General features: G+C 64.6%; 25 protein-coding genes. 5 read left to right on the forward strand and 20 right to left on the reverse strand.

What is annotated here, in order from left to right:
- Nucleotides 1-30 precede the first annotated feature (30 nt).
- The 4 genes from ptsP to AWB83_RS22730 all read right to left on the reverse strand — a co-directional run bounded on the left by ptsP (nt 31) and on the right by AWB83_RS22730 (nt 5,645).
- Nucleotides 31-2,619 carry a phosphoenolpyruvate--protein phosphotransferase gene (ptsP, locus tag AWB83_RS22715; protein ID WP_167389154.1) on the reverse strand — a complete coding sequence of 863 codons (2,589 nt, stop codon included), beginning with the start codon at nt 2,617-2,619 and terminating at the stop codon, nt 31-33.
- 12 nt (nt 2,620-2,631) lie between these two features.
- Complete coding sequence (locus AWB83_RS22720; RefSeq protein ID WP_087047874.1) at nt 2,632-3,639, reverse strand: SIS domain-containing protein; 1,008 nt, start codon at nt 3,637-3,639, stop codon at nt 2,632-2,634.
- On the reverse strand, nt 3,632-4,735 hold the full coding sequence (gene nagA / locus AWB83_RS22725) for an N-acetylglucosamine-6-phosphate deacetylase (RefSeq protein ID WP_087047875.1): 1,104 nt from the start codon (nt 4,733-4,735) through the stop codon (nt 3,632-3,634). Before nagA ends, AWB83_RS22720 begins: the two co-directional genes overlap by 8 nt.
- 175 nt (nt 4,736-4,910) lie before the next feature.
- Complete coding sequence (locus AWB83_RS22730; protein ID WP_087047876.1) at nt 4,911-5,645, reverse strand: GntR family transcriptional regulator; 735 nt, start codon at nt 5,643-5,645, stop codon at nt 4,911-4,913.
- 318 nt (nt 5,646-5,963) lie between these two features.
- Between AWB83_RS22730 and AWB83_RS22735 the strand changes: the two genes are divergently transcribed.
- Nucleotides 5,964-6,887, forward strand: a complete 924-nt coding sequence (locus tag AWB83_RS22735; protein WP_087047877.1) for a bifunctional helix-turn-helix transcriptional regulator/GNAT family N-acetyltransferase — start codon at nt 5,964-5,966, stop codon at nt 6,885-6,887.
- A gap of 60 nt (nt 6,888-6,947) precedes the next feature.
- Here AWB83_RS22735 and AWB83_RS22740 read toward each other — a convergent pair whose 3' ends face one another.
- Nucleotides 6,948-7,760, reverse strand: coding sequence for a MetQ/NlpA family ABC transporter substrate-binding protein (locus AWB83_RS22740; RefSeq protein WP_087047878.1), 813 nt, complete (start codon nt 7,758-7,760; stop codon nt 6,948-6,950).
- A 205-nt stretch (nt 7,761-7,965) separates the two neighbouring features.
- Here AWB83_RS22740 and AWB83_RS22745 point away from each other — a divergent pair, with 205 nt between their 5' ends.
- Entirely contained in the window at nt 7,966-8,265 is a 300-nt protein-coding gene (locus AWB83_RS22745; RefSeq protein WP_087047879.1) for a YciI family protein, read from the forward strand.
- Nucleotides 8,266-8,316: 51 nt separating this feature from the next.
- Here AWB83_RS22745 and AWB83_RS22750 read toward each other — a convergent pair whose 3' ends face one another.
- Genes AWB83_RS22750 through AWB83_RS22770 form a run of 5 tightly spaced genes read right to left on the reverse strand, consistent with a single transcriptional unit; the run spans nt 8,317 to nt 12,396 of the window.
- Nucleotides 8,317-8,919 carry an SCO family protein gene (locus tag AWB83_RS22750; protein WP_087047880.1) on the reverse strand — a complete coding sequence of 201 codons (603 nt, stop codon included), beginning with the start codon at nt 8,917-8,919 and terminating at the stop codon, nt 8,317-8,319.
- Nucleotides 8,916-9,821, reverse strand: a complete 906-nt coding sequence (gene cyoE / locus AWB83_RS22755) for a heme o synthase (protein WP_087047881.1) — start codon at nt 9,819-9,821, stop codon at nt 8,916-8,918. The genes AWB83_RS22750 and cyoE overlap by 4 nt, the downstream gene beginning before the upstream one ends.
- Before the next feature lie 9 nt (nt 9,822-9,830).
- Nucleotides 9,831-10,940, reverse strand: coding sequence for a COX15/CtaA family protein (locus AWB83_RS22760; protein ID WP_087047882.1), 1,110 nt, complete (start codon nt 10,938-10,940; stop codon nt 9,831-9,833).
- 12 nt (nt 10,941-10,952) lie between these two features.
- On the reverse strand, nt 10,953-11,609 hold the full coding sequence (locus AWB83_RS22765; RefSeq protein WP_087047883.1) for an SCO family protein: 657 nt from the start codon (nt 11,607-11,609) through the stop codon (nt 10,953-10,955).
- A 52-nt stretch (nt 11,610-11,661) separates the two neighbouring features.
- Complete coding sequence (locus AWB83_RS22770; protein WP_087047884.1) at nt 11,662-12,396, reverse strand: SURF1 family protein; 735 nt, start codon at nt 12,394-12,396, stop codon at nt 11,662-11,664.
- A gap of 125 nt (nt 12,397-12,521) precedes the next feature.
- Here AWB83_RS22770 and AWB83_RS22775 point away from each other — a divergent pair, with 125 nt between their 5' ends.
- Nucleotides 12,522-12,731 (forward strand): twin transmembrane helix small protein, encoded by a 210-nt coding sequence (locus AWB83_RS22775; protein WP_061172680.1) that lies wholly within the window; start codon nt 12,522-12,524, stop codon nt 12,729-12,731.
- A gap of 170 nt (nt 12,732-12,901) precedes the next feature.
- On the opposite strand, the gene AWB83_RS22780 is transcribed toward AWB83_RS22775, so the two are convergent.
- The 8 genes from AWB83_RS22780 to AWB83_RS22815 form a co-directional block, all read right to left on the reverse strand.
- Nucleotides 12,902-13,759 carry a cytochrome c oxidase subunit 3 gene (locus AWB83_RS22780; RefSeq protein WP_087047885.1) on the reverse strand — a complete coding sequence of 286 codons (858 nt, stop codon included), beginning with the start codon at nt 13,757-13,759 and terminating at the stop codon, nt 12,902-12,904.
- Between the two features lie 77 nt (nt 13,760-13,836).
- The gene (locus AWB83_RS22785) at nt 13,837-14,040 is read right to left on the reverse strand and encodes a DUF2970 domain-containing protein (protein WP_087047886.1); all 204 of its coding nucleotides are present in this window, start codon (nt 14,038-14,040) and stop codon (nt 13,837-13,839) included.
- 5 nt (nt 14,041-14,045) lie between these two features.
- The gene (locus AWB83_RS22790; RefSeq protein WP_087047887.1) at nt 14,046-14,618 is read right to left on the reverse strand and encodes a cytochrome c oxidase assembly protein; all 573 of its coding nucleotides are present in this window, start codon (nt 14,616-14,618) and stop codon (nt 14,046-14,048) included.
- A gap of 9 nt (nt 14,619-14,627) precedes the next feature.
- Nucleotides 14,628-14,768, reverse strand: a complete 141-nt coding sequence (locus AWB83_RS36845) for a cytochrome oxidase small assembly protein (protein ID WP_087047888.1) — start codon at nt 14,766-14,768, stop codon at nt 14,628-14,630.
- Between the two features lie 63 nt (nt 14,769-14,831).
- Entirely contained in the window at nt 14,832-16,442 is a 1,611-nt protein-coding gene (gene ctaD, locus AWB83_RS22800; RefSeq protein ID WP_087047963.1) for a cytochrome c oxidase subunit I, read from the reverse strand.
- A gap of 99 nt (nt 16,443-16,541) precedes the next feature.
- Nucleotides 16,542-18,176 (reverse strand): cytochrome c oxidase subunit II, encoded by a 1,635-nt coding sequence (gene coxB, locus AWB83_RS22805; protein ID WP_087047889.1) that lies wholly within the window; start codon nt 18,174-18,176, stop codon nt 16,542-16,544.
- Between the two features lie 46 nt (nt 18,177-18,222).
- On the reverse strand, nt 18,223-18,696 hold the full coding sequence (locus AWB83_RS22810; protein ID WP_087047890.1) for a DUF2244 domain-containing protein: 474 nt from the start codon (nt 18,694-18,696) through the stop codon (nt 18,223-18,225).
- A 245-nt stretch (nt 18,697-18,941) separates the two neighbouring features.
- Nucleotides 18,942-19,922, reverse strand: coding sequence for a methyltransferase domain-containing protein (locus tag AWB83_RS22815; protein WP_087047891.1), 981 nt, complete (start codon nt 19,920-19,922; stop codon nt 18,942-18,944).
- Nucleotides 19,923-20,111: 189 nt separating this feature from the next.
- On the opposite strand from AWB83_RS22815, the gene AWB83_RS22820 reads away from it, so the two are divergent.
- Complete coding sequence (locus tag AWB83_RS22820) at nt 20,112-20,858, forward strand: ComF family protein (RefSeq protein ID WP_167389151.1); 747 nt, start codon at nt 20,112-20,114, stop codon at nt 20,856-20,858.
- 22 nt (nt 20,859-20,880) lie between these two features.
- The gene (gene trmL, locus AWB83_RS22825; protein ID WP_087047893.1) at nt 20,881-21,351 is read left to right on the forward strand and encodes a tRNA (uridine(34)/cytosine(34)/5-carboxymethylaminomethyluridine(34)-2'-O)-methyltransferase TrmL; all 471 of its coding nucleotides are present in this window, start codon (nt 20,881-20,883) and stop codon (nt 21,349-21,351) included.
- On the opposite strand, the gene AWB83_RS22830 is transcribed toward trmL, so the two are convergent.
- Both AWB83_RS22830 and AWB83_RS22835 read right to left on the reverse strand, forming a co-directional pair.
- Nucleotides 21,324-21,869: an O-acetyl-ADP-ribose deacetylase gene (locus AWB83_RS22830; RefSeq protein WP_087047894.1), complete on the reverse strand. Its 546-nt coding sequence runs from the start codon at nt 21,867-21,869 to the stop codon at nt 21,324-21,326. The two genes, trmL and AWB83_RS22830, sit on opposite strands and share 28 nt — an antisense overlap.
- 40 nt (nt 21,870-21,909) lie before the next feature.
- Nucleotides 21,910-22,908, reverse strand: a complete 999-nt coding sequence (locus AWB83_RS22835; protein WP_087047895.1) for an NAD(P)H-dependent glycerol-3-phosphate dehydrogenase — start codon at nt 22,906-22,908, stop codon at nt 21,910-21,912.
- Between the last annotated feature and the right edge of the window lie 25 nt (nt 22,909-22,933).

Raw genomic sequence — 22,933 nt, forward strand, 5'->3', positions numbered from 1 at the left:
GGCTCCGCGATACGGACCGAGGGACGGACGTTAGTCCTGCGGCCAGATTTCGCGGCTTGCCGCTCTTACTGCCTGTGCCGACTCGAGCGCGAGGCAGTCCTCGGCGCGCTGACGGCAAAGGTGGTAATCGAGATTGCGCACACGCGCCTTGATGCCCGGCACCGACACCGGATCGACCGACAGCTCGGTCACGCCCAGTCCGACGAGCAGCGGCACCGCAAGCGGATCGCCGCCGAGCGCACCGCACACGCCGACCCACTTGCCGTGCTGCTCCGCGCCCTGCACCGCCGCCTTGATGAGACGCAGCACGGCGGGATGCAGGCCGTCGGACTGCGCGGCGAGATCGGGCTGGCAGCGGTCCATCGCGAGCGTGTACTGCGTGAGATCGTTGGTGCCGATCGAGAGAAAATCGGCGTACTTCGCGAGCTGGTCGGCGAGCAGCGCCGCCGACGGCACTTCGATCATCACGCCGACTTCGATCGGCTCGGTGCGGCCGGCTTCGCGCGCCAGTTCGTCGATGCGCGCGCGCAGGCGCTGCAGTTCGCCGGAATCGGTGACCATCGGCAAGAGGATCCGCACGGCGCCCATCGGCTTCACGGCGAGCAGACCGCGCAGTTGATCGTCGAGCAGATCCGGGCGCACTTGCGCGAGACGGATGCCGCGCAGGCCGAGCGCCGGGTTTTCTTCCGGCGGCAGCGTCAGATAATCGACTTCCTTGTCCGCGCCGACGTCCAGCGTGCGGATGATCGCGGTGCGGCCTTGCAGCGCATCGACGATGCCCTGATAGCTTTCCGTGTGCTCCGCGACCGTCGGCGCCGACTGGCGATGGATGAACAGCAGTTCGGTGCGCAGCAGGCCGACCGCGTCCGCGCCGTTCTCGACGGCGGCCCTGGAGTCGTCGAGTGTCGCGATATTGGCGGCGACTTCGATCGCGCGGCCATCCTTCGTCGACGCGGCTTGCTGCGACACGCGACGGTTCGCTTCGCGCACGCCGGCGAGGCGCTGCCGCTCGGCGCGGGCGCGTTCGACGTCGAGTTCGGTCGGTGCGTGCTCGATGCGGCCCGCCGATGCATCCACGACCACTTGCGTGCCTTCGGGAATCGCGTGCAGTGCATCGCCGACGGCGACGAGCGCCGGAATCCCCACCTGCCGCGCGATGATCGCCGCATGCGAGGTCGCGCCGCCGCGCGACATCACGAGCGCGGTGACGCGCGTGCGGTCGATCGACGACAGATCGGACGGCGTGAATTCGGTGGCGACGAGCACGGCTTCTTCCGGCAGCTCGCGCGCCGCCGTGTTCGTGAGCCCGAGCGCGCGCAGCACGCGCTTTTCGATATCGCGCAGATCGGCCGCGCGTTCGGCGAGCAACTCGTCGTTGACGTTGTTCAGGAGCGCGATCTGCGCGCGGATCACCTCGCGCCACGCGAAGCCCGCGCTCTTGCCGAGGCTGATCAGGTCGCGCGCGGCATCGACGAGCGTCGGATCTTCGAGCAGCACGCGATGCACCGCGAAAATGCCTGCTTCGCCGACCGCGCCGCGCTGCGACGCGGTGCGCACGGTTTCGCCGAGTTCGACATCGACCTGAGCGATGGCTTTATCCAGCGCCCGGCTCTCCGCCGCCGACGAACCGCTCGCCTGCTCGGGCGGCACGATTTCCTGATCGTCCCAGCGCACCAGCTTGCCGACCGCGATGCCCGGCGCGGCGCACACGCCCGCGAGCGTATTCGGCGGCAGCGGCTGGCCCGACATGGCGGCCTGAGCGACGGGCGCCGGCGACTTGTTGCGCGCCGGCGTCTCTTCGACTTCGCCTTGTGCCGCGCGCAGCAACTCGGCGGCGACGGCTTCGACCGCCTGCTGCGCCTGCGCGCCGATGGCAACCAGCTCGATGGTGGCGCCCTCGCCCGCACCGAGACCCAGCAGGCCGACAACGCTTTCCACCGGCGCCTTCTTGCCTTCGTAGCGCACTTCGACCTTCGCGTCGAAGCCGCGCGACGCCTCGCGCGCCCGCGCCGCCGGACGCGCGTGCAGGCCGCCCGCATGCGCCAGCGTCAGGCTGCGGCGCGCCTCCTCCATGACGGCCGCGCCGGAGCGCGCCGTTTCAGCCTTCGCGCCGTCCTTCGCGCGCAGAACGAGCATGCGCGCGCCCGCCTGCAGCACGCCACGTCCGGCGCGCTCGACGACGTCGAAGGCATCCCCATTCGCCACCGCGATGACCGACACGAGGCTCGGCGCGTGCCGCGCGACGTAATCCGCATCGAATTCGATCAGCGGCTGACCGGCGCGCACCGTCGCGCCTTGCTCGACCATCGGCGCGAAGCCCTTGCCGCCCAGCTCGACCGTGTCGATGCCGATATGCACGAGAATCTCCGCGCCTTCCTTCGTGCGCAGCGTCACCGCGTGATGCGTGCGCGCGAGGTGCGTGATCGCGCCGTCGCAGGGCGAGACGAGCACGTTGTCGAGCGGATCGATGCCGATGCCGTCGCCGAACATGCCTTCGGCGAACACGGGGTCGGGCACGTCGGCGAGCGGCACGATGGGGCCGGTGAACGGCGCGAGCAGAACGACGTCGTTCGGGTTATCGGTGGAATGGTTCAACAGGGACTCCTCGGCACGGCGCATCGGCGTTCTCACTCAATGGGTTTCGGTGACCTTGTTCAGGTGGCGCGGCACGTCGGGATTGCGCCCGCGCGCGGCGGCCAGACCCGCGGCCATTACGTAGAAGGAAAGAATCGCGGCGATCGGATCGAGCGCCGGGTGATCGGTGGCGACGAGCGGAAGCTCCGCGTCCGCGACGTCGTCGGGTGCGGCAAGCAGCACGCGCGCGCCGCGGGCGCGCATGTCGGCGGCGAGCTGGATGAGCCCCGCCTGCTCCGGCCCGCGCGGCGCGAACACGAGCAGCGGATAGTCGCGGTCGATGATTTCCATCGGGCCATGACGCACTTCCGCGCTGGAGAACGCCTCGGCCTGGATGCCCGAGGTTTCCTTGAGCTTCAGCGCCGCTTCCTGCGCGATCGCGAGGCCGAGACCGCGGCCGATCACGATCATGCGATCGACGTTCTTCAGCTCGTTCACGGCGCGCGTCCAGTCGAGCCTGCCCGCGCCGCGCAGCTTGTCCGGCAGCGACTCGAGCGCCTTGAGCAATTCGACGTCGCGCTGCACGTGCGCGATCACGATGGCGGACAGCGAGAGCATCGCGATATAGCTCTTGGTCGCGGCAACCGAAAGCTCGGGTCCCGCGAGCAGCGGCAGGAAGTATTCGCACGCGCTTTCGAGCGGCGAGCCCGTGACGTTGACGGCCGCGACGGTGAACGCGCCCGCATCGCGCAGCGCCTGCATGGTGCCGACGAGATCGGGGCTCTTGCCCGATTGCGAGAACGCGACGGCGAGCTGACCGGACACGCGCAGCGGCGCCTGCTGGAGCGTCGCGACCGACATCGGCAGCGACGCCACCGGCACGCCGATGCGGCTCATCGTCAGGCTTGCGAAGTAACTCGCCGCGTGATCGGAGCTGCCGCGCGCGACCGTCAGCGCGACATGGCGCGGCTGTTCGGCGAGCTTGACGGCCAGCGCTTCGATGCGCGAGGTGTCGGCGAGCTGGGCCGCGACGACATCCGCGGACTCCAGCGCCTCGTTAAGCATATTCGACAATTGATTCTCCTTCGACATAGGTGGCGGTCAGCGCGAGGTCACGGTCGAGCACGACGAGATCGGCCCATGCGCCGCGCGCGATGCGGCCGCGATCCTCGAGTCCGAGGTAGTCGGCGGGATAACGCGACAGGCGATTCGAGACGTCCGCGAGCGGAATGCCCAGCGAAACGAGATTGCGCAGCGCCTGATCCATCGTCAGCGTGCTGCCGGCGAGCGTGCCGTCCGCGAGACGCACGCCGCCCATACATTTGGTGACGTGTTGGCTGCCCAGGCGATATTCGCCGTCGGGCATGCCGGCCGCCGACGTGCTGTCGGTCACGACGTAAAGCCGCGGGATCGCGCGCATCGCGGCACGGATGGCGCCGGGATGAACGTGCAGCAGATCGGGAATGAGCTCGGCATATTCGGCATGCGCGAGTGCCGCACCGACCATGCCGGGGTCGCGGTGATGCAGCGGCGACATCGCGTTGAACAGATGCGTGAAACCGCGCGCGCCGTGTTTGAGCGCGTTGACGGCGTCGTCGTAGGTGCCGAGCGAATGGCCGAGTTGCACGCGCACGCCGCGCGCGGCCATTTCAGAAATGATGTCGAGATGGCCGGAGATTTCCGGCGCGATGGTGACGACCCGGATCGGCGCGAGTTCGAGGTACTTCAACACCTCGTCGCGCACCGCGACGGCGGCCGCGTCCGGCTGCGCGCCGAGCTTGCCGGGATTGATGTACGGCCCTTCGAGATGTACGCCGAGCACGCGCGCGCCCCCCGCGGCGCGGCGCTTCGCCTGTTCGCCCAGGCCTGCGACCACTTGCATGAGTTCGTCGCGCGGCGCCGTCATCGTGGTGGCGAGCAGGCTCGTCGTGCCGTGCTGAGCATGCTGACGCGCGACGGTGTCCGCCGCGTCGCCGCCTTCCATGATGTCGCGCCCGCCGCCACCGTGCACGTGCAGGTCGATGAAGCCGGGCAATATGTACGGCGCGTCGTTGGCAAGGGGATCGGCGATATGACCTTCGAGCGCCGTCACGCGGCCGTTCTCGAAGCGGATCGATCCATGGATCCAGCCATCGGTCGTGAGTATGTTTCCTTTCAGCATGAATGTCTCTGGAAGTACGCGATGCCTAAATGAGGTTCAGCGCCGTCCGCGCCTTGCTGCGAGCAGGCTTCCATGGCGGAAGAAGCGAACGGTTTCCTTGGGTCCTCTCGTTCTCTTTCTTGCTGTCGTGCTGCTTCGTTACGTCATGCGCCGGGTCCGACATGATTCCCGGCGTTTATCGGTGCAGTTCCGCGACGAAGTCGTAGTAGTCGTCGCGGCAATAGGTATCCGTCAATTCGATCGCGCGCTGATCCGCCGAATAGCCGATGCGCGTGATCACGAGCAGCGCGGCGCGCGGCGCCACGCCCATCAGCCGCGCGACTTCCACACCGGCGTTCACTGCGCGGAAGTGTTGCAATGCGCGCACCACCGACACCCCGCGCTCCTCCAGATGGCGATACAGCGATGCGCCGATCGCGAGGGGATCCGGCACGACGGCCACCGGCAAGGTCGAATGCTCGACCGCCATCACGATGCCGTCCGCGCGCCGCAGTCGTCTGAGGCTCGCAACGGCCGCGCCTGGAGACAAGCCAAGACGCACGACTTCATCGCGATTCGCTGTGCGCAGTCCGCGATCGAGCCAGATCGAATCCGGCTTGAAGCCGCGCTGCTCCATCTTTCTGGTGAATCCGGTGAGGCGGGAAAGCGGATCTTCGGTGCGCGGGGTGATGAAGCTGCCCGCGCCGCGCACGCGCCGGATCAAACCTTGCTCGACGAGCAGCGCGATTGCCTTTCGCGCCGTGATGCGCGATACCCCGACACGCTCCGACAGCGTGCGCTCCGATGGCAGCGCCTCTCCTGCCGTCCACGTACCCGCGTGGATCGCCGTGGCGAGCCGCGAGGCCAACTGCAGATAGAGCGGCGTATCGCTTTGCGCGTCGGGCGTCAGATCCTGCCAGCGGTGCTCCATCGAACGCCCTCGCTTGTCGAAGTGGAGCCCATTATATAACCAACATAATACCAGTCAACGCTAAAGCAAGACCTCAGAACAACCATCAAAATTTGTTGAAAATCAATGGGTTAAAATGTGTTTAGCCGGCTTGTCGGAAACATGACGGCTATCAGGACTTACCCGTACATGCAGTCCACTTGCCGAATTGGTTTCTTACTTGCCTGATTACCCACTTTTCGGGCATTTTCGTATTCGCACGCTCGTGCTCCTTTGGCAAAATGCGCTCATTAGTTCGGATTCGCAATTAATTCAATCAAAACTTGAGAGACTAACGTAATGGGCCATCCTGATCCGAGCCGGGCCGTCGAAGCGGTTCGCCGCTTCAATCGTTTCTATGCGCGCCATACGGGCGCGCTTCACGAGCGGCTCCACAAGAGTTCCCTTTCCCTGACGGAGGTACGCATCCTGCACGAACTGGCGCAGGAGCGTGCCAGCACGGCCGCTGACCTGTCGCGCAACCTGGGGCTGGATACGGGATATCTGAGCCGCTTGATCAACAACTTTCAGAAACTCGGCCTCGTCGCGCGACGAAAGAACGAGTCAGACGGCCGCGCGCACCTGCTTTCGATCACGTCCGAGGCAAAAGCGAAAGTCGACGAAATCGATCTGCACGTGTCCGTCGAAACCGCAATGCTGCTCAAGAAGCTGAGCGCCGCGGAGATCGAGCAGTTGTGCACGGCGATGGCTGACATCGAAAGGCTGCTGTCGCCGGTGTGCGGCGATGCGGAAACGCGGCTGCGCGTGCCGCGCGGCGGAGATTTCGGCTGGATGATCGAGCGGCACGCGCATCTCCATTCGGGCAGCCGGCCAAAGTTCCAGAGCGAAGCGTCTGCCGCGAAACTCGTGTCCCGCTTCCTTGCGGCCATGCAGGCGAGTACGCCGCGTATCGCGTGCTGGGTTGCCGAACAGGAAAGCGCCACACGTGTCGGCGCGGCCCTCCTTACTGCGGAGTCCGAAACGCAGGCGCGCATCGAGTTGCTGTTCGTCGAACCGGGCGCGCGCCGGCGCGGCTTGGGTGAGCGGCTCGTCGCCGCTTGCACGAACTTTGCGCACGGCGCTCGCTACGAGCAAGTGATCTGCCGCCTCGAAGAACCTCAGGATGATCTGTGCGGATTATTCACGCGCACAGGCTTTACGCCTGTTCAGGAAGGATCGGGCGTGGTGTGGCAAAGAGAACTGCAGCAGATGTGCGTCGACTGACCACTGCGGCAAAAAAAAGCGTCCCGTAGGACGCTGTCGAACAGTTGGCCGCCTGCGCGATCAGAACGAAGGCACGACCGAGCCTTTGAACTCGCTCTTCAGGAACTGGCGCACGTCTTCGGACTGATAGGCCGCGACGAGCTTCTTCACCCACGGCTGATCCTTGTCCTTCGCGCGCACGGCAATCAGGTTCGCGTACGGGCTGTGCACGTCTTCCAGCGCGATCGCGTCTTTGGTCGGCTGCAAGCCGGCCGCCAGCGCGAAGTTTGTGTTGATCGCGGCGGCGTCGACGTCGGCAAGCGTGCGCGGGAGTTGCGCTGCGTCGAGCTCGAGAATCTTGATCTTCTTCGGATTATCCGCGACGTCGAGGGCCGTCGCGCTGCTGCCGTTCGTGCCTGCGCCCGCCTTGAGCTTGATCACGCCTTGCGCCTGCAGCAGCAAGAGCGCGCGGTTCTCGTTCGACGGATCGTTCGGCACCGCAACCTTCGCGCCTTGCGGCAGATCCTTCAGCGACTTCAGTTTCTTCGAATACACGCCGAGCGGCGAGATATAGGTCAGACCGGCATTGACGATCTTGTAGCCGCGCTGCTTGATCTGGCTGTCGAGATACGGCTGATGCTGAAAGCTGTTGGCGTCGAGACCGCCGGCGTCGAGAGCTGCGTTCGGCTGAAGGTAGTCGTTGAATTCGATCACCTTCACGTTGAGCCCTTCGCGCTTCGCAACCTTCTGCACGACTTGCCAGATCTGCGCGTCGGGGCCGCTGATCGTGCCGACCTTGATCACCTTGTCATCGGCATGAGCCGCGAAGCTCGTGAAAAAAGCGGCGGACGCCGCAACGGCGGTAATGGCTTTGAGCAAATTTCTGCGCTGCATGGTGTTCCTGTTTCGATGATGCATTCTTGCTGCGGGGTTGCCTGATTCGTCTTCGGTCAGCGACACAAACCGAGGCGACGGATGTTCGCACAGCTTTGGTGCGAGTGGAAATACAGAATGCTCATGTCGATATCACGCGCGGCACGGTGCGGATAGAATCGCGACAGAACATCACAACTCCCGCACGCCAGAGGCGAACGTCATCATGTACATGATCAATCTGCGTTATACCGGCGCGCTCGCCGAGATCGACGATGCGCTCGAGGCGCATCGCGTCTTTCTCGAGCGCTATTTCGCGGCCGGCGTGTTCGTCATCGCGGGGCCTAAGGTGCCGCGCGACGGAGGCATCATTCTGGCGTCGGGCATCGAGCGCGAGCGGCTCGACGAGATCATCGCGGAAGATCCGTTCGCCCGGCAAAAACTCGCGCACTACGACATCACCGAATTCAAGGCGACGCGGCTCGCGCCCGGTCTCAATCTGCCGGTGCCTTCCTCGGAGAGCTGAAAAGACAAGCGGCCCAGAGCGGGCCGCCTTCGCATGACGCAGCGAGATCGATCAGTCGATCAGCAGCTTGAGGTCGTGAACCCACGGCTCGACGCCCTGGCCGTCGCGCGCGAAAAGACGCAGCTTGCCGTCCTTGTCGAACACGTAGCTCGCGGCGGTGTGGTCCATCGTGTAATCGTCCGCTGTCTTGCCCGGCGACTTCGCATAATAGACGCGGAAGTCCTTGGCGAGTTGCGCGAGCTGCGCGTCGTTCGCGGGCCGCAGGCCGATATACGACGAATTGAACGCCGCCACGTACTGACCGAGCAGGTCGGGCGTATCGCGCGCCGGATCGACGGTGACCATCAGCACTTGCACGTCCTTCGACTTGTCGCCGAGTTGCTGCATTGCCTGGGAAAGCTCGGCGAGTGTGGTCGGGCACACGTCCGGGCAGTGCGTATAGCCGAAGAACAGCACGACGGCCTTGCCCTTGAAGTCCGCCAGCGTGCGCGTCTTGCCGTGCGTATCGGGCAGCGAGAAGTCGCTGCCGAACTGCTTGTTGCCGGTGATGTCGAGATTCTTGAAATCCGGCGCTTTCTCGCACGCGGAAAGCAGCGCGGCGCACGCCAGCAGGAGCGCGAGCGGCCCAAGCGTCTTGCGAAGCAATGCGATCATGCGCCGATCACCGTGCGCACGTAATGATCGACGAGCAGCGCACCGAACAGCAGCGACAGATACACGATCGAGTAACGGAAGGTCTTGCGCGCGAGGGCATCGGAATAATCGCGATACATCTTCCATGCGTAGCCGATGAAGCCCGCGCCGAGCGCAATCGCGCTCGCCAGATACACCACGCCGCTCATGCCGGAGATATACGGCATCAGCGTGACCGCGAACAGGACGAGCGTATACAGGAAGATGTTCAGCAGCGTGTAGCGCTCGCCGTGCGTGATCGGGAGCATCGGCAGGCCGGCGTTCTCGTAGTCCTTGCGGCGATACAGCGCGAGCGCCCAGAAATGCGGCGGCGTCCACACGAAGATGATCAGCACGAGGATCCATGCATCGCCGGGCACCGTGCCCGTCACGGCTGCCCAGCCGAGCGCCGGCGGCATTGCGCCGGACGCGCCGCCGATCACGATGTTCTGCGGCGTATAGGGCTTGAGCAGCAGCGTATAGATGACCGCATAGCCGACGAACGTCGCGATGGTTAGCCACATCGTGAGCGGATTGGTGAACGTATAGAGCGTCCACATGCCGATGCCGCCCAGCACGGCCGAGAAGATCAGGATCTGCGCGGGGGTGATCTGCCCGCGCGCGGACGGACGCCACGCGGTGCGGCGCATCTTCGCATCGACTTTCTGCTCGACGAGGCAATTGATTGCGAACGCGGCGCCGGCCAGCAGCCAGATGCCGACCACGCCGCCGATCAGTTTGTCCCAGGGCACCATGCCCGGCGTGGACAGGAACATGCCGATGACGGCGCAGAACACGGCGAGCTGCGTGACGCGCGGTTTGGTCAGCGCCAGATATTGCGATACGCGGCTGCCGAGGGGGGAATGAAGTGTCGTGCTATCCATGATGTGGAGTCACGCTGAAACGACGTCGCGCGCGGGAACAGCGGCGCGGCCGGGACGGCTGGAAGAGATTCGAAAGTTTAGCATAACGAGCAGCAGCAACAGGATCGCGGCCCCGCCATTGTGCGCGACGGCGATCGGCAGCGGCCATTGCAGCACGATGTTCGACATGCCGGTCAGGAACTGGATCACGATCATCAACAATACGCCGTTTGCGGGCTTTCGCAGCGATTCGAATCGTCGCAGCCTGGTCGCGAGCCAGAGCAGATACAGCACGACGACGACCGCGAACGTGCGATGCGTCCAGTGAATCGCGACCAGCGCGTCCTGCGAGATCACGTCGCCGTCGCCGGTCATGCCGAGCGCGCGCCACAGGTGAAAGCCGTGCTCGAAGTTCATCGGCGGGACCCATTGGCCATTGCACAGCGGAAAATCCGTGCACGCGAGCACCGCGTAGTTCGTGCTGACCCAGCCGCCCAGCGCGATCTGCACGACGAGCAGCAGCAGGCCGAGCGCGGCGGCCGGCATCCAGCGCGCGGCGGCGGGATCGAGCGAGGGAATCGGCGTCATGCGCGCCGCGAGCCAGCCGAGCGCGCCGAGCAGCGCAAGGCCGAGCAGCAGGTGCGTCGTGACGATCACCGGCTGCAGCTTCAGCGTGACGGTCCACGCGCCGAACGCGCCTTGCAGCAGAATCAGAAGCAGGATGGCTGTCGGCCACCACGGCGACACGTGTAGCGGACGCTTCTTCACGCGCGCCGTCCACGCGATGACCACCTGCGCGATGATCAGCACGCCGATCGCCATCGCGAAATAGCGATGCAGCATCTCGATCCACGCCTTGACCATGCTGACCGGGCCGGTGGGCATCGCCTGATACGCGGCCGCGATCTGCGCGTGCGCGATGAACGGCGACGACGTGCCGTAGCACCCCGGCCAGTCGGGACAGCCGAGGCCGGAATCGGTCAGGCGCGTGAAGCCGCCGAACATGATCAGGTCGAGCGTCAGGAACGTGGTGAGCCAGACGAGCTTGCGGAATTTGTCTTCATCGGCCTTGACCCACACGTAGGAGAGCGGCAGGAGCGCGATGCACAAGCCGATCAGACCGAGTTGCAATACGAACATGCTTTTCTACCTTCAACCGATGCGTGACCACTTCAGCAGCTTCGCCAGGTCCCCGTTGATTTTCTTCGGATCGGGGTTCTTCGGGAAGCGCATCATCAGATTGCCGTTCGGATCGACGAGGAAGATATGATCCGTGAGCTTCGTGCCGTCATCGACGGGCAGCCACGCGGAAATCGCCTTTTCGTCCGCGACGAGCATGCGCGTGTCGGGCTGCGGATACGCGCTCTTGATGACGTCCGCGACGGGCGTGTCATCGGTGCGCAGCCACACGTTCAGGACGCGATCGCGCTCGCCCGATTGCAACGCGCGCACCTGGCGCATGAAGTAGAGGCGCGTCACGCATTGCTCGTCGCAGTCGCTGCCGTTGACCATGACCATCAGCCATTTGCCTTCGAGCGACTTGAACGGCAGGCTCTGCCCTTTCTCGTCAGTGACGACGAGTTGCGCCGGAATCGGCCGCTGCGGATCGATCAGCGCGCCATAGCTCGTCGTGCCGCCCGTGGGCTTGAACACGTAGTACATCAGGTACGACGCGATCACCGGCGCGGCGCACACGAGCGCCAGCAGCAGGAGCATCCAGCGGCCGCTGATCCAGGAGCCTTTCGAGGCCGTTCGTTGCCGCGTGCGCGTCTTGTCGGCGTCGGCGGCGGTGGAGCGTTGTGATTGCATCGGTAAAACGTGCCTCTGTTCGGTCGATCGGGCGCGGCGTGCGCCCGGTGTTTCAAGCATGGTTCCCGGCTTCTTCGTCGCGCTCGTCGCCTTTCTTCGCGGCGCGTCGCGCGGCGTACAGGCCAAACGCGACGGCCGCGGCCGCCATGCCCCACCACTGGAACATGTAGCCGTAATTGCGCTCGACGCCGAGCGTTGGCGCGGGCCAGTCGCGCACCAGTTTGTCGCCGGTGTCGTTCGTCTGCTGGATCACGAACGGCTGGAAGGCGAGCCCGGTTTCCGCCGCATACGATTTGACGTCCAGGTTCTGCCGGATCTCCTTGTGCGCGGCCGATCCGCCGCTGCCCAGTTCGAACGCCTGCGACGCGTTCGCGCGCGCGATGCCCTGCACGTCGACGACGCCTTTCGGCGTTTCGTACGGCTCGATGCCCGTGCGGTCCGCCAAGTTGCGCGGCAGCCACCCGCGATTGACGAGTACATAACCGCCGCCCTCGAGTTTAAGCGGCATCACGACATAAAAGCCTGGCTGGTCGTTATACGGACGATTGTCCAGATACACGACGCGCTCCGGCATGAACTCGCCGCGCGCCTCGACGCGATGAAACTCGATCGAGCCGAGCGGCAGCGGCTCCACGCCGACTTGCTGCGCCGGCGCATTCTCGAACGCGACGATCCGCGCGTTGAGCGCCTCCTTCTGATGCGCGCGGTCGCGCTGCCAGAAGCCCAGACGCACCGTGACCGCCACGACGATCAGAATCAGGAGCGTGGGCCAGAAGCGAATCTTCATGCCGCCAACCCTACCGCCGGGATCCGCTCGGGCGACGCGCGGCGCAATCCATCGAGTGAGATAATGAGAGGGTTCAATTCAATACTGCTCAACGTGGTTCCTGGGCAAAAACGCTGGCTGGTTTCATGCACATCATCGTTGCTATCGCATTCATCCTCATCATCGGCAGCCTGGGTTCGGCGCTCTACTTCATGATGACCGACCGGGGCAGGACGAAGCGGATGGTGTGGTCCCTCGCCGCGCGCGTCGGGCTTTCCATCTCCCTCTTCCTCTTCATCCTGTTTGCGCACTGGATGGGCTGGATTCAATCGACGGGCATCCCTCTTGGACGATAACCCGTCACGCGGGTTCTTCCCTACGAGGCGTATTGTCGCGCCGGAGCACTTTCGCGCTTGCGCAAACCGCCCTTGAAACGACAACGCCGCCCTTGAGACATCGAGGGCGGCGTCGACGCCGGTCTTGCATGGCGGACGGCGCACTGCGCGCGCCCGCTCGAACATTCCGCTTACAGCCAGTAGACGACGACGTACAGACCCAGCCACACGACGTCGACAAAGTGCCAATACCACGCGGCGCCCTCGAATGCGAAGTGGTGTTCCGCTGTGAAGTGTCCGCGGATCAGGCGGATCATCACCACGGTCAGCATCGTGCCGCCCAGGAACACGTGGAAACCGTGGAAGCCGGTCAGCAGGAAGAACGTCGAGCCGTACACGCCGGATGCGAGCGTGAGGTTCAGCTCGTTGTACGCGTGGAAATATTCGTAGCCCTGGCAGAACAGGAAGATCAGGCCGAGGAGAACGGTCGCGCCCAGCCAGATGATCGCCTTCTGACGATGATCCTCGCGCAGCGCATGGTGCGCCACCGTCAGCGTCGCGCCGGAAGAAAGCAGCAGCGCGGTATTGATGGTCGGCAGCGGCCACGGCACCATCGCGCGGAAATGCGGCACGAGCGCGGCGGGGCCGTTGTTCGGCCACACGGCGGCGAAGTCGGGCCAGATCAGCTTGTAGTCGAGGCTGCCGAGTTGATGCATCGCGATCGCGCGCGCATAGAACAGCGCGCCGAAGAACGCCGCGAAGAACATCACTTCGGAGAAGATGAACCAGCTCATGCTCCAGCGGTACGACACGTCGACGCGCTTGCCGTACATGCCGCCTTCGGATTCGGAGATCGCGTCGCCGAACCAGTGCCACAGCACGAACAGCACGAACAGAAGGCCGATGAACGTGCCGAACGGTCCCCAGGTATGGCCATTCACCCACGACGCGAGCGAGGCGAGCATTACCAGCAGGCCGCACGCGGTCATGATCGGATGCCGCGACGGATGCGGCACGAAATAGTACGGGCTCTCGTTTTGACCGCTCATTGTTGATTCTCCACTTCGATCCAGTTGCTTGAATTTTCTTTTACCGTCGCGCGATGGACACACGCCCGACGTTCCGTCTATCCCACTACCGCGCGCACGACCAGCAGCAACACGACGATGAACAGCACCGCGCCGATGATGCCCGCTGCGATCAGATGCAGCGGCTTCAACTGCGCCGCGTCGCTTTCCAGGTCCGCGCGGCGCCGGACACCGAAGAACGACCAGAGCACCGCTTTCACGAGCTTGAAGAAACCGCCCTTGTTCGGCCTGTCCGCGCTCATGCCCGTTATGATCCTTTCGCCACCGACTTCGGCGAATCCAGCTCGAAGAACGTGTACGACAGCGTGATCGTCTTGATGTCCTTCGGCAGCTTCGGATCGACGACGAACACCACCGGCATGCGCTTGGTTTCGTTCGGTGCGAGCGTCTGCTGCGTGAAGCAGAAGCATTCGATCTTCTTGAAGTACTCGGTGGCCTGCTTCGGCGCGTAGCTCGGGATGGCTTGCGCCTTCACCGTGCGGCCCTGCTCGTTGGTCACCTGGTACATCACCGTCATCACTTCGCCGGGGTGAATGTCCAGCGTGTTCTGCTCCGGCTTGAACTGCAGCGGGCCGCGCGCGTTCGCATCGAATTCGATGGACACCGTACGGCTCGCGTCGACCTGCGTGTTCTTCGCCTCGCGCGCGCCGACATCGCGCTGCACGAGGTTGTTAATGCCGGTGATCTGACAAATCGCGCGGTACATCGGCACGAGCGCGAAGCCGAAGCCGAACATCAGCGCCGCCACGACGAAGAGCTTCACCAGCATCGACCGGTTGAACGACCGGTCGACATGCGAATTTTCCTGCTGAGTGGACACTTGGTCTTCCTACCCTCGCGACAACAGGTATTGCCTGACGACGATACCCACAAAGAAAACGGCGGCGATCAACACCATGACGATTCCGAGCCGCTTGTTGCCCGCGCGGATTTCCTCGGGCGTGCGTCTTTTTTGTGGATCCGGGGCCATGCTTTTCTGGTTTGATGCCTGCAAGGCTTCGGCTTTCGAAGCCTTGCAGACCGATGAATCGACTTACTCTACCGTCGGCGGGTTCTCGAACGTATGGAACGGCGCCGGGCTCGGCACGGTCCATTCGAGGCCTTCCGCGCCATCCCACGGCTTGTCGCTCGCCTTTTCGAGCTCGCCGCCGCCGCGATACGTCGGCAGCGCGACCGCGAACAGGAAGTACACCTGCGCGAGGCCGAAGCCGAATGCGCCGATCGTCGCGACCTGATTGAAGTCCGTGAACTGCGCCGGGTAGTCCGCATAGCGGCGCGGCATGCCCGCGAGACCTAAGAAGTGCATCGGGAAAAACGTGATGTTGAAGAAGATCATCGACGCCCAGAAGTGGATCTTCCCGCGCATTTCGTTGTACATCCAGCCGGTCCACTTCGGCGACCAGTAGTACCAGCCCGCGAACAGCGCGAACAGCGAACCCGCCACCAGCACGTAGTGGAAGTGCGCCACCACGTAGTATGTGCCGTGCATCTGGATGTCGAGCGGCGCCATCGACAGGATCAGGCCCGTGAAGCCGCCCATCGTGAACACGAACAGGAAGCCGATCGCGAAGAGCATCGGGGTTTCGAACGTGAGCGCGCCGCGCCACATCGTCGCCACCCAGTTGAACACCTTCACGCCCGTCGGCACCGCGATCAGCATGGTCGCGTACATGAAGAACAGCTGGCCCGTCACCGGCATGCCGGTCGCGAACATGTGGTGCGCCCACACCATGAACGACAGGATCGCGATCGATGCCGTTGCGTACACCATCGAGCTATAGCCGAACAGCGGCTTGCGCGAGAACGCCGGAATCACCTGCGACACGATCCCGAACGCCGGCAAGATCATGATGTACACCTCGGGGTGACCGAAGAACCAGAAGATGTGCTGGTACATCACCGGGTCGCCGCCGCCCGCCGCGTTGAAGAACGACGTGCCGAAGTGGCGGTCGAACAGCACCATCGTGATCGCGCCGGCCAGAACCGGCATCACGGCGATCAGCAGGTATGCGGTGATGAGCCACGTCCACGCGAACATCGGCATCTTCATGAGCGTCATGCCCGGTGCGCGCATGTTGAGGATCGTCACGACGATGTTGATGCCGCCCATGATCGACGACGCACCCATGATGTGGACGGCGAAGATCGCGAAGTCCATGCCCGGGCCCATCTGCGTGGAGAGCGGCGCGTAGAGCGTCCAGCCCGCGGCGGTCGCGCCGCCCGGCACGAAGAACGAGCCGACGAGCAGCACGGCAGCGGCCGGCAGCAGCCAGAAGCTGAAGTTGTTCATCCGCGCGAAGGCCATGTCCGATGCGCCGATCTGCAGCGGCACCATCCAGTTCGCGAAGCCGACGAACGCCGGCATGATCGCGCCGAACACCATGATGAGGCCGTGCATGGTGGTCAGCTGGTTGAAGAACTCGGGGCGCATGATCTGCAGGCCCGGCTCGAACAGCTCGGCACGGATGCCGAGCGCCATCACGCCTCCGGAGAGGAACATGATGAAGGAGAACAACAGGTACAGCGTACCGATGTCCTTGTGGTTGGTGGCGAGAAGCCAGCGGCGCCAGCCATGCGGCGTCTCGTGCGCATGGTCGTGCGCGTGGTCGTGGCCTGCGCCTACATCGTGTCCGATGCTAGACATGACAATCATCTCCTAAAGCGAATACTCGGGGCACTTGGCTTATCAAGCGGGCTCTTCAGTTGCTTCAAGTCAGCGAATGAAGAGCGCACGTTGGACATGTCAAGCAGCCGGACTGATTTCCACGCGACGTGCTTCTTTCGCATTCGTGCCGCCCGTGATGGACTCGGGCTTCTTCAACACGATGCGGTCCTCCGACACGCCTGCTGCCTTCAGCGCATCGCGCACGGCTTGCGCGCGCCGCTTGGCGAGATCGGCGTTCAGGTCGGCGCCGCCCGTCGCATCCGTGAAGCCCGACAGGGCGAGCTTCGCCTCAGGATGCGCCTTTGCGTAAGCTGCGGCGGCTTGCACTGCGTTATTCGCGTCGGCGGGCAGCGTGTCCTTGCCCGTCTCGAAGTAGATGCTGGCCGGCAGGCCCGCGGCTTGTTCGCCGGATGCCACAGCCGGTGCGCTCGCCTCCGCCGAGGCCGGAGCCGATGCCGCGCCGCTCGCCGCTTCCGGCGCGCTTGCCGCTTCGCCGCCCGCAGCCGCCGTGGCGTGACCACCGCCTTCCGGCATCTTGCCGTTGCGCGCGTCGGCCACCTGCTTCGGCTGAAGGATGTCGCCGGTGTGGTTGCCCCAGGTATTGCGTTCATACGTGACGACCGATGCGACCTCGACATCGTTCAGGGTCGTCTGCCACGGCGGCATCGCGCCCTTGCCGTGCAGCACGATGCTCACGTGGTCGGCGATCGGACCGTTCGCGATCTTGCTGCCGTCGAGCGCCGGGAACTGGCCCGCGCCCTTGCCGGTCGGCTGGTGGCAGACCGCGCAGTTGGACGAGTAGACCTGCGCGCCGCGCGTCTTCAGCTCGTCCATCGTGTAGGTCTTGTTGGGATCGTCGGCGCCGGCGGCCATCTTCTTCTTTTGCGCGTCGACCCACTTCGCGTAGTCGTCAGCCGACAGCACTTCGACCACCACCGGCATGTACGCGTGCTCCTTGCCGCACAGTTCCGTACAGAAGCCGCGATACGTGCCCACCTTCTCCGCCTTGAACCAGGTGTCGCGCACGAAGCCGGGAATCGCGTCCTGCTTCACGCCGAACGCCGGGACGTACCACGAGTGCACGACGTCGTTCGCGGTGGTGATGATGCGGATCTTCTTGTCGACCGGCACGACGAGCGGGTTGTCGACTTCCTGCAGATAGAGATCGGAGATCGGCTTCTGGCCGTTCACTTCGCTGCGCGGCGTGGAGAGCGTCGAGAGGAAGCTGATGCCTTCACCCGGACCCTTCACGTAGTCGTAGCCCCACTTCCACTGGTAGCCGGTGACCTTCACCGTGAGGTCGGCGTTGCTCGTGTCCTTCATCGCGACGACGGCCTTGGTCGCCGGCAGCGCCATCAGGATGACGATGATGAACGGCACGATGGTCCAGATGATTTCGACCGTGGTGCTTTCGTGGAAGTTGGCCGGCTTGAAGCCCTTCGACTTGCGGTGCATGAAGAGCGAATAGAACATCACCCCGAACACGCCAATGAAGATGACGGTACAGATGATGAGCATGAAGATATGGAGGCCGTAGAGCTCCTCGGCGATCTTCGTCACAGGCTGCTGGAAGTTGATCTCGTTCACACGAGGACCGCCAGGACTGTCGTTGACCGCCAGGGCTACGCCGGCGTTGAGCAGTGCGCCTGCCGCCAGCACGCCCGAGAGGGCTCGCTTGATTGTTTTCATAGCATCCTTACCCAAATTTTCCATTCAAACCCTCGACCCCCCGTGGGCATCGCGCACCTGCCGGCTCCCCTCAAAGGCATCTGAGCGACGCCTGCAACTCGGCAGCAAATTGTTTGCGACGATGCTGTGCAAGGTGTTGTCCGATTTTCACCGATTGACCGCGCGATACGATCGTGAGCGGCTCTCTCGGCGTCGCCCCCGCTTCGACCCGCACCCAGCGCGGGTTGAACTCGAACTGCGTCAGCTCTTCGGCGTTCATCTGTTCGATCAACAACCGGTTTTGATACAGCCGGATTCGTTCGTAGTCGACGGCATGGCGCGCGTAGATCACGAACGCGACACCCACGACCGCCAACTCGACTCCGGTGAACGGCAGCACCAGCCAGGCGCCGTTCAGAAACAGCGGCGTTGCGATTGCCAGCGAAAACAGCGCGAGCGACAGATAGAAGCCCACGAACTGACGCGGCGATACCGAGCAGTTTCGCTTCATCAGCCAGTCCTTGATGACCGGCTCGGAATCCGTCAGCGTCTGGCTGGCTTGCATCGCTGCCTCCATCAATCCGCACGCAATCACATGCTTTTGCTCGGATTTCGCCCAAATTTGTGCCAGTCCGGGCGACAAACTGACGCATTATAGGCGTCTTAAGTGGCATCCACAAGCAAGGGTCGTAACCGCGCAGAGCCAAGCGCCACAAGCTTCTGCGCCTTTTTGACGCACCTTTTTGCGCGACTTTTCCGCGCAAATTTCAGACATAACAAGCGCCCTCTTTACCGCTGCTGCGAATCCGTTCACCTGTTCCTTTTCGGACCGCGGCCGATATCTTCCAGCCGCACGATGCCGTGTCCTTCGGGCGTCATGCGCGGCACCGCCTTCCATGCGTGGCCGTAGATCACCTCGAAGGTCAACGGGATCGTGCCGTCGTCGCGACGCAGCGCTTCCAGCGCCCGATGCACCGCGCCGCGCACCGCCTGCAACTCCGCATGGCCTGCCTCGTACGCGCGCTCGAACGGATACGCGCCCCAGCGCGTCACGTCCGCGATCAGCGATTCGGGCGATTTGTAGGTGATGGTCAACACTTCCTGATCCATCACCGGAATTTCGAAGCCGCTTTCCACGAGCATGTCGCCGAGATCGTGCATGTCGACGAAATCTATCGTGTGCGGCACGGGCGCGAGCCCGAGCGTGCGCTCCGCCTCGCGGTACGCGGCGGCGAGCTCACGCAACGTGTCGGGGCCGAACGTGCTGAACATCAGAAGGCCGTTGACCTTCAGCACGCGCTGCCATTCTGGAAATACGAGGTCGGGACGCGAATGCCAGTGGAGCGCGAGGTTCGACCACAGCAGCTCGAATGCGTCCGATGCGAAAGGCAGCGCCGAAAAGTCGGCCTGCGCGAGCTGCGGGCCGCGCGCGCCGAAGGCCTTCGCGAGCGTCGACGGCAGAAAGCGCCGCCAGCCCGCGCCGCTCTCGGCATCCGCGGCTTCGGCCGCGCGGGCGCGCGCGAGCATCGCGGACGAAATGTCGACGCCGGTCACCGACGCCTCGGCAAAGCGTTCACGCAGACCGGCCAGGTCCGCCCCCATGCCGCACGCCGCATCGAGGACGCGCATCGGCGCGACCTTGATGTATTCCAGCCGCTCACGCATACGCTCCGCGATTTCGCGCGGCAGGAACGCGACCTCGTCGAAGGCGGCGGCGCGACCATCGAAGATCTCGCGCAAACGACGCGGATCATAGGCCGGACGGCTAGTTTTGGAGGACGTTGAGGACATGTCGATCTATTTGCGGAGAGTGCGAAGTATACTCGGTCGTCTCGAAAAGGACCCGCGCGAAGTGCTGATACGAGGCATAAAGGCCTTCTGAAGCGCAATGAATGCGCATGTTTAGTCACTTCGAACCGCAAATTTTCCGAGCAAGTCCCCGTGAAAGCCGACAGCATTCGTCTTCCGTTTCAAACACCCATGGCAGCGCGCGCTCGCAGATTCGCGGCGGCCGCGAAGCGGCTCGCCTGCGCGGCGCTGCCCGGCCAGTGCGCGTTATGCGGCAATTTGTCGCAAGGACTTCTGTGCGATGGTTGCGACGCGCAGTACTGGAATGAACCGCGGCTGCGCTGCGCGACCTGTGCGCTGCCGCTGGCTTCGTCGTATGTGCGGCGCGAGCGCGACGACGCACGCCCGCATTGCGCCGCGTGCCTCGAGTCGCCGCCCGCGTTCAACGACACGCTCGCGCTCGCCGACTATCGCGCGCCTCTCGATACGCTCGCCGTCGAGCTTAAGTTCCGGGCAAGGCTCGCGGCGGGCGCCGAGTTCGCGCGGCATCTGCACGCCGCTTTCGAAGACAGCGACGTGCCCCTGCCGGACGTGATCGTGCCGGTGCCGCTCTCGGGCAAGCGGCTCGTCGCACGCGGCTACAACCAGGCGTGGGCCATCGCGCGTCCGCTTGCGCGTCGCCTGGGCGTGCGCAGCGATGCGTCGCTCGTCGCGCGCGTCCGGCACACGTCGGCGCAATCGCGGCTCGATCTGGACACGCGGCGCCGCAACGTCGCGAGCGCTTTTTCGATTTCGGGCGATGTGCGCGGCAAGCACGTCGGCGTCGTCGACGACGTGATGACCTCGGGCGCGACGCTCGACGCGGTCGCCCGCGCGCTCAAGCTTTCCGGCGCGCGGCGTGTCACCAACTTCGTCGCGCTGCGGACGCCGCAAGACTAACTTCCATCATCTTCAGCAATCCATGTTCAACGTCGTACTCGTCGAACCCGAAATTCCGCCGAACACCGGCAACGTGATCCGCCTGTGCGCGAACACGGGCGCGCGGCTGCATCTGATCGAGCCGCTCGGCTTCCCGCTCGACGACGCGAAGATGCGCCGCGCCGGCCTCGACTATCACGAGTACGCCGAAATGAACGTGCACGCGAACTGGGATGCCTTCATCGCAAAGGAAGCGCCCGACATCACGCGCATGTTCGCGTTCACCACGCGCGGCTCGACGCCGTTCTTCGATCACGCGTTCAGGCCCGGCGACTGGTTCGTGTTCGGCGCGGAGACGCGCGGCCTCGCGCCCGAACTGCTGGAGCGCTTCGCGATCGAACAGCGCGTGCGCCTGCCGATGCGTCCGGGCAACCGCAGCCTGAACCTGTCGAACACGGTGGCGATCGTGACGTTCGAGGCGTGGCGTCAGGCGGGCTTCGAAGGCGGCGTCTGAGCGTCGAGCGCGGCCTGATAGAGCGCGAGCATTTCATCCTGGAAGCACGCGAAGATCACGTGCTCGACCGAAGGCGTGGAAGGCAAGGACTCGATGACCGTTCGCACCGCGATCGAAACGGCCTGCTCGACCGGAAAGTGATAGATGCCGCAACTGATCGCGGGAAACGCGACCGACTTGCAGCCCGCTTCCTCGGCGAGTTCGAGGGAACGCCGGTAGCAACTCGCGAGCAGTTCGGGCTCGCGGCGCTTGCCGCCGCTCCAGCGCGGACCGACCGCGTGAATCACGTGCTTTGCGGGCAGATCGTGGCCGCCGGTGATCTTCGCGTCGCCGGTTTCGCAGCCGCCGAGCGTCTCGCATTCGCGCAGCAAGCCTTTTCCTGCCTTGCGATGAATCGCGCCGTCGACACCGCCGCCGCCGAGCAGCGACTTGTTCGCCGCATTGACGATGGCATCGACCTCAAGCGTCGTGATGTCCGCGATCTGGGCTTCGAGCCTGCAGTGACCGACCGTATGCATCGCGCACCTCCATGCAAACGTGAATGCCGCGAGCGCGATGCTATTCGGCCTTCGCGTCCCGGCTGAGCAACGCCTGCACGGCGTCGCGCGGCGTCACGTTATCGAAGAGCACGCGGCATACCGCCTGCGTGATCGGCATCTCGATGCCGCGCGATTGCGCGAGCGAGAGCACGGCGCGCGCGCAGCGCACGCCTTCCGCGACATGGCCGAGCGCGGCGAGGATTTCGTCGAGCGTGCGGCCGCTCGCGAGCTGCATGCCGACCGTGCGGTTGCGCGACAGGTCGCCCGTCGCGGTGAGAATGAGATCGCCGAGGCCGGTCAGGCCGTTGAAGGTCTCGGCGCGGCCGCCGAGCGCGACGCCCAGACGCGACATTTCGGCGAGCCCGCGCGTGATCAGCGCCGCGCGCGCGTTCAGGCCGAGGCCTAAGCCGTCGGAAATGCCGGTCGCGATCGCGAGCACGTTCTTCACCGCGCCGCCCACTTCGACGCCGATGACGTCGTCGCCGGTATAGATGCGCATCGCGCCGTGATGGAATGCCGCGACCGTGCGCGCCGCCAGTTCCGCCGATGCGCTCGCGACCGTCAGCGCGACCGGCAAGCCCTGCCCCACTTCGCGCGCGAAGCTCGGACCGGAGAGCGTGCCGTTGCTGCGATGCTCGGGCAATTCGGCCGCGACGACTTCATTGGGAAGGCACTGCGTGTCGGCCTCGAAGCCCTTGCAGAGCCAGACGATATGCGCCGGAACGACTCCGGCCTGCCGCATCGCGCGGCACAGTTCGCGCAAGCCGGCGACGGGCGTCGCGATGACACACAACGCGTCGTCCGCCGATGCATGCTGAAGCGCCGCCGCGAAGCCGGCCTCGAAGGCGAGCGCCTGCGGCAACTTCACGCCTTCGAGATAGCGCGTGTTTTCGTGCGTGCGGGAAAGCGATTCGATGAGCGCGGCGTCGCGCGCCCAGAGCTTCGTGTCGTGCCGGGTTGCGAGGTGGCCCGCAAGAGCGGTGCCCCACGCGCCGGCGCCGAGAACGGCTACTTTCATGCTCGGCTCCGGTCCGGCAGATTCG

Source organism: Caballeronia ptereochthonis (genome assembly GCF_001545075.1).
GTDB classification, from domain to species: domain Bacteria; phylum Pseudomonadota; class Gammaproteobacteria; order Burkholderiales; family Burkholderiaceae; genus Caballeronia; species Caballeronia ptereochthonis.

Bases quoted from the DNA above. Each gene is read 5' to 3' on its own strand.
- AWB83_RS22785 (WP_087047886.1), bottom strand. From the start codon at position 14,040: ATGAGCGCGGACAGGCCGAACAAGGGCGGTTTCTTCAAGCTCGTGAAA.
- AWB83_RS22760 (WP_087047882.1), bottom strand. From the start codon at position 10,940: ATGTTCGTATTGCAACTCGGTCTGATCGGCTTGTGCATCGCGCTCCTG.
- AWB83_RS22815 (WP_087047891.1), bottom strand. From the start codon at position 19,922: ATGTCCTCAACGTCCTCCAAAACTAGCCGTCCGGCCTATGATCCGCGT.
- coxB (WP_087047889.1), bottom strand. From the start codon at position 18,176: ATGGAAAATTTGGGTAAGGATGCTATGAAAACAATCAAGCGAGCCCTC.
- AWB83_RS36845 (WP_087047888.1), bottom strand. From the start codon at position 14,768: ATGGCCCCGGATCCACAAAAAAGACGCACGCCCGAGGAAATCCGCGCG.
- AWB83_RS22835 (WP_087047895.1), bottom strand. From the start codon at position 22,908: ATGAAAGTAGCCGTTCTCGGCGCCGGCGCGTGGGGCACCGCTCTTGCG.
- nagA (WP_087047875.1), bottom strand. From the start codon at position 4,735: ATGCTGAAAGGAAACATACTCACGACCGATGGCTGGATCCATGGATCG.
- AWB83_RS22780 (WP_087047885.1), bottom strand. From the start codon at position 13,759: ATGAGCGGTCAAAACGAGAGCCCGTACTATTTCGTGCCGCATCCGTCG.
- AWB83_RS22770 (WP_087047884.1), bottom strand. From the start codon at position 12,396: ATGAAGATTCGCTTCTGGCCCACGCTCCTGATTCTGATCGTCGTGGCG.
- cyoE (WP_087047881.1), bottom strand. From the start codon at position 9,821: ATGGATAGCACGACACTTCATTCCCCCCTCGGCAGCCGCGTATCGCAA.
- ctaD (WP_087047963.1), bottom strand. From the start codon at position 16,442: ATGTCTAGCATCGGACACGATGTAGGCGCAGGCCACGACCACGCGCAC.
- AWB83_RS22735 (WP_087047877.1), top strand. From the start codon at position 5,964: ATGGGCCATCCTGATCCGAGCCGGGCCGTCGAAGCGGTTCGCCGCTTC.
- AWB83_RS22775 (WP_061172680.1), top strand. From the start codon at position 12,522: ATGCACATCATCGTTGCTATCGCATTCATCCTCATCATCGGCAGCCTG.
- AWB83_RS22730 (WP_087047876.1), bottom strand. From the start codon at position 5,645: ATGGAGCACCGCTGGCAGGATCTGACGCCCGACGCGCAAAGCGATACG.
- AWB83_RS22740 (WP_087047878.1), bottom strand. From the start codon at position 7,760: ATGCAGCGCAGAAATTTGCTCAAAGCCATTACCGCCGTTGCGGCGTCC.
- AWB83_RS22745 (WP_087047879.1), top strand. From the start codon at position 7,966: ATGTACATGATCAATCTGCGTTATACCGGCGCGCTCGCCGAGATCGAC.
- trmL (WP_087047893.1), top strand. From the start codon at position 20,881: ATGTTCAACGTCGTACTCGTCGAACCCGAAATTCCGCCGAACACCGGC.
- AWB83_RS22765 (WP_087047883.1), bottom strand. From the start codon at position 11,609: ATGCAATCACAACGCTCCACCGCCGCCGACGCCGACAAGACGCGCACG.
- ptsP (WP_167389154.1), bottom strand. From the start codon at position 2,619: ATGCGCCGTGCCGAGGAGTCCCTGTTGAACCATTCCACCGATAACCCG.
- AWB83_RS22830 (WP_087047894.1), bottom strand. From the start codon at position 21,869: ATGCATACGGTCGGTCACTGCAGGCTCGAAGCCCAGATCGCGGACATC.
- AWB83_RS22720 (WP_087047874.1), bottom strand. From the start codon at position 3,639: ATGCTTAACGAGGCGCTGGAGTCCGCGGATGTCGTCGCGGCCCAGCTC.
- AWB83_RS22750 (WP_087047880.1), bottom strand. From the start codon at position 8,919: ATGATCGCATTGCTTCGCAAGACGCTTGGGCCGCTCGCGCTCCTGCTG.
- AWB83_RS22810 (WP_087047890.1), bottom strand. From the start codon at position 18,696: ATGCAAGCCAGCCAGACGCTGACGGATTCCGAGCCGGTCATCAAGGAC.
- AWB83_RS22820 (WP_167389151.1), top strand. From the start codon at position 20,112: ATGGCAGCGCGCGCTCGCAGATTCGCGGCGGCCGCGAAGCGGCTCGCC.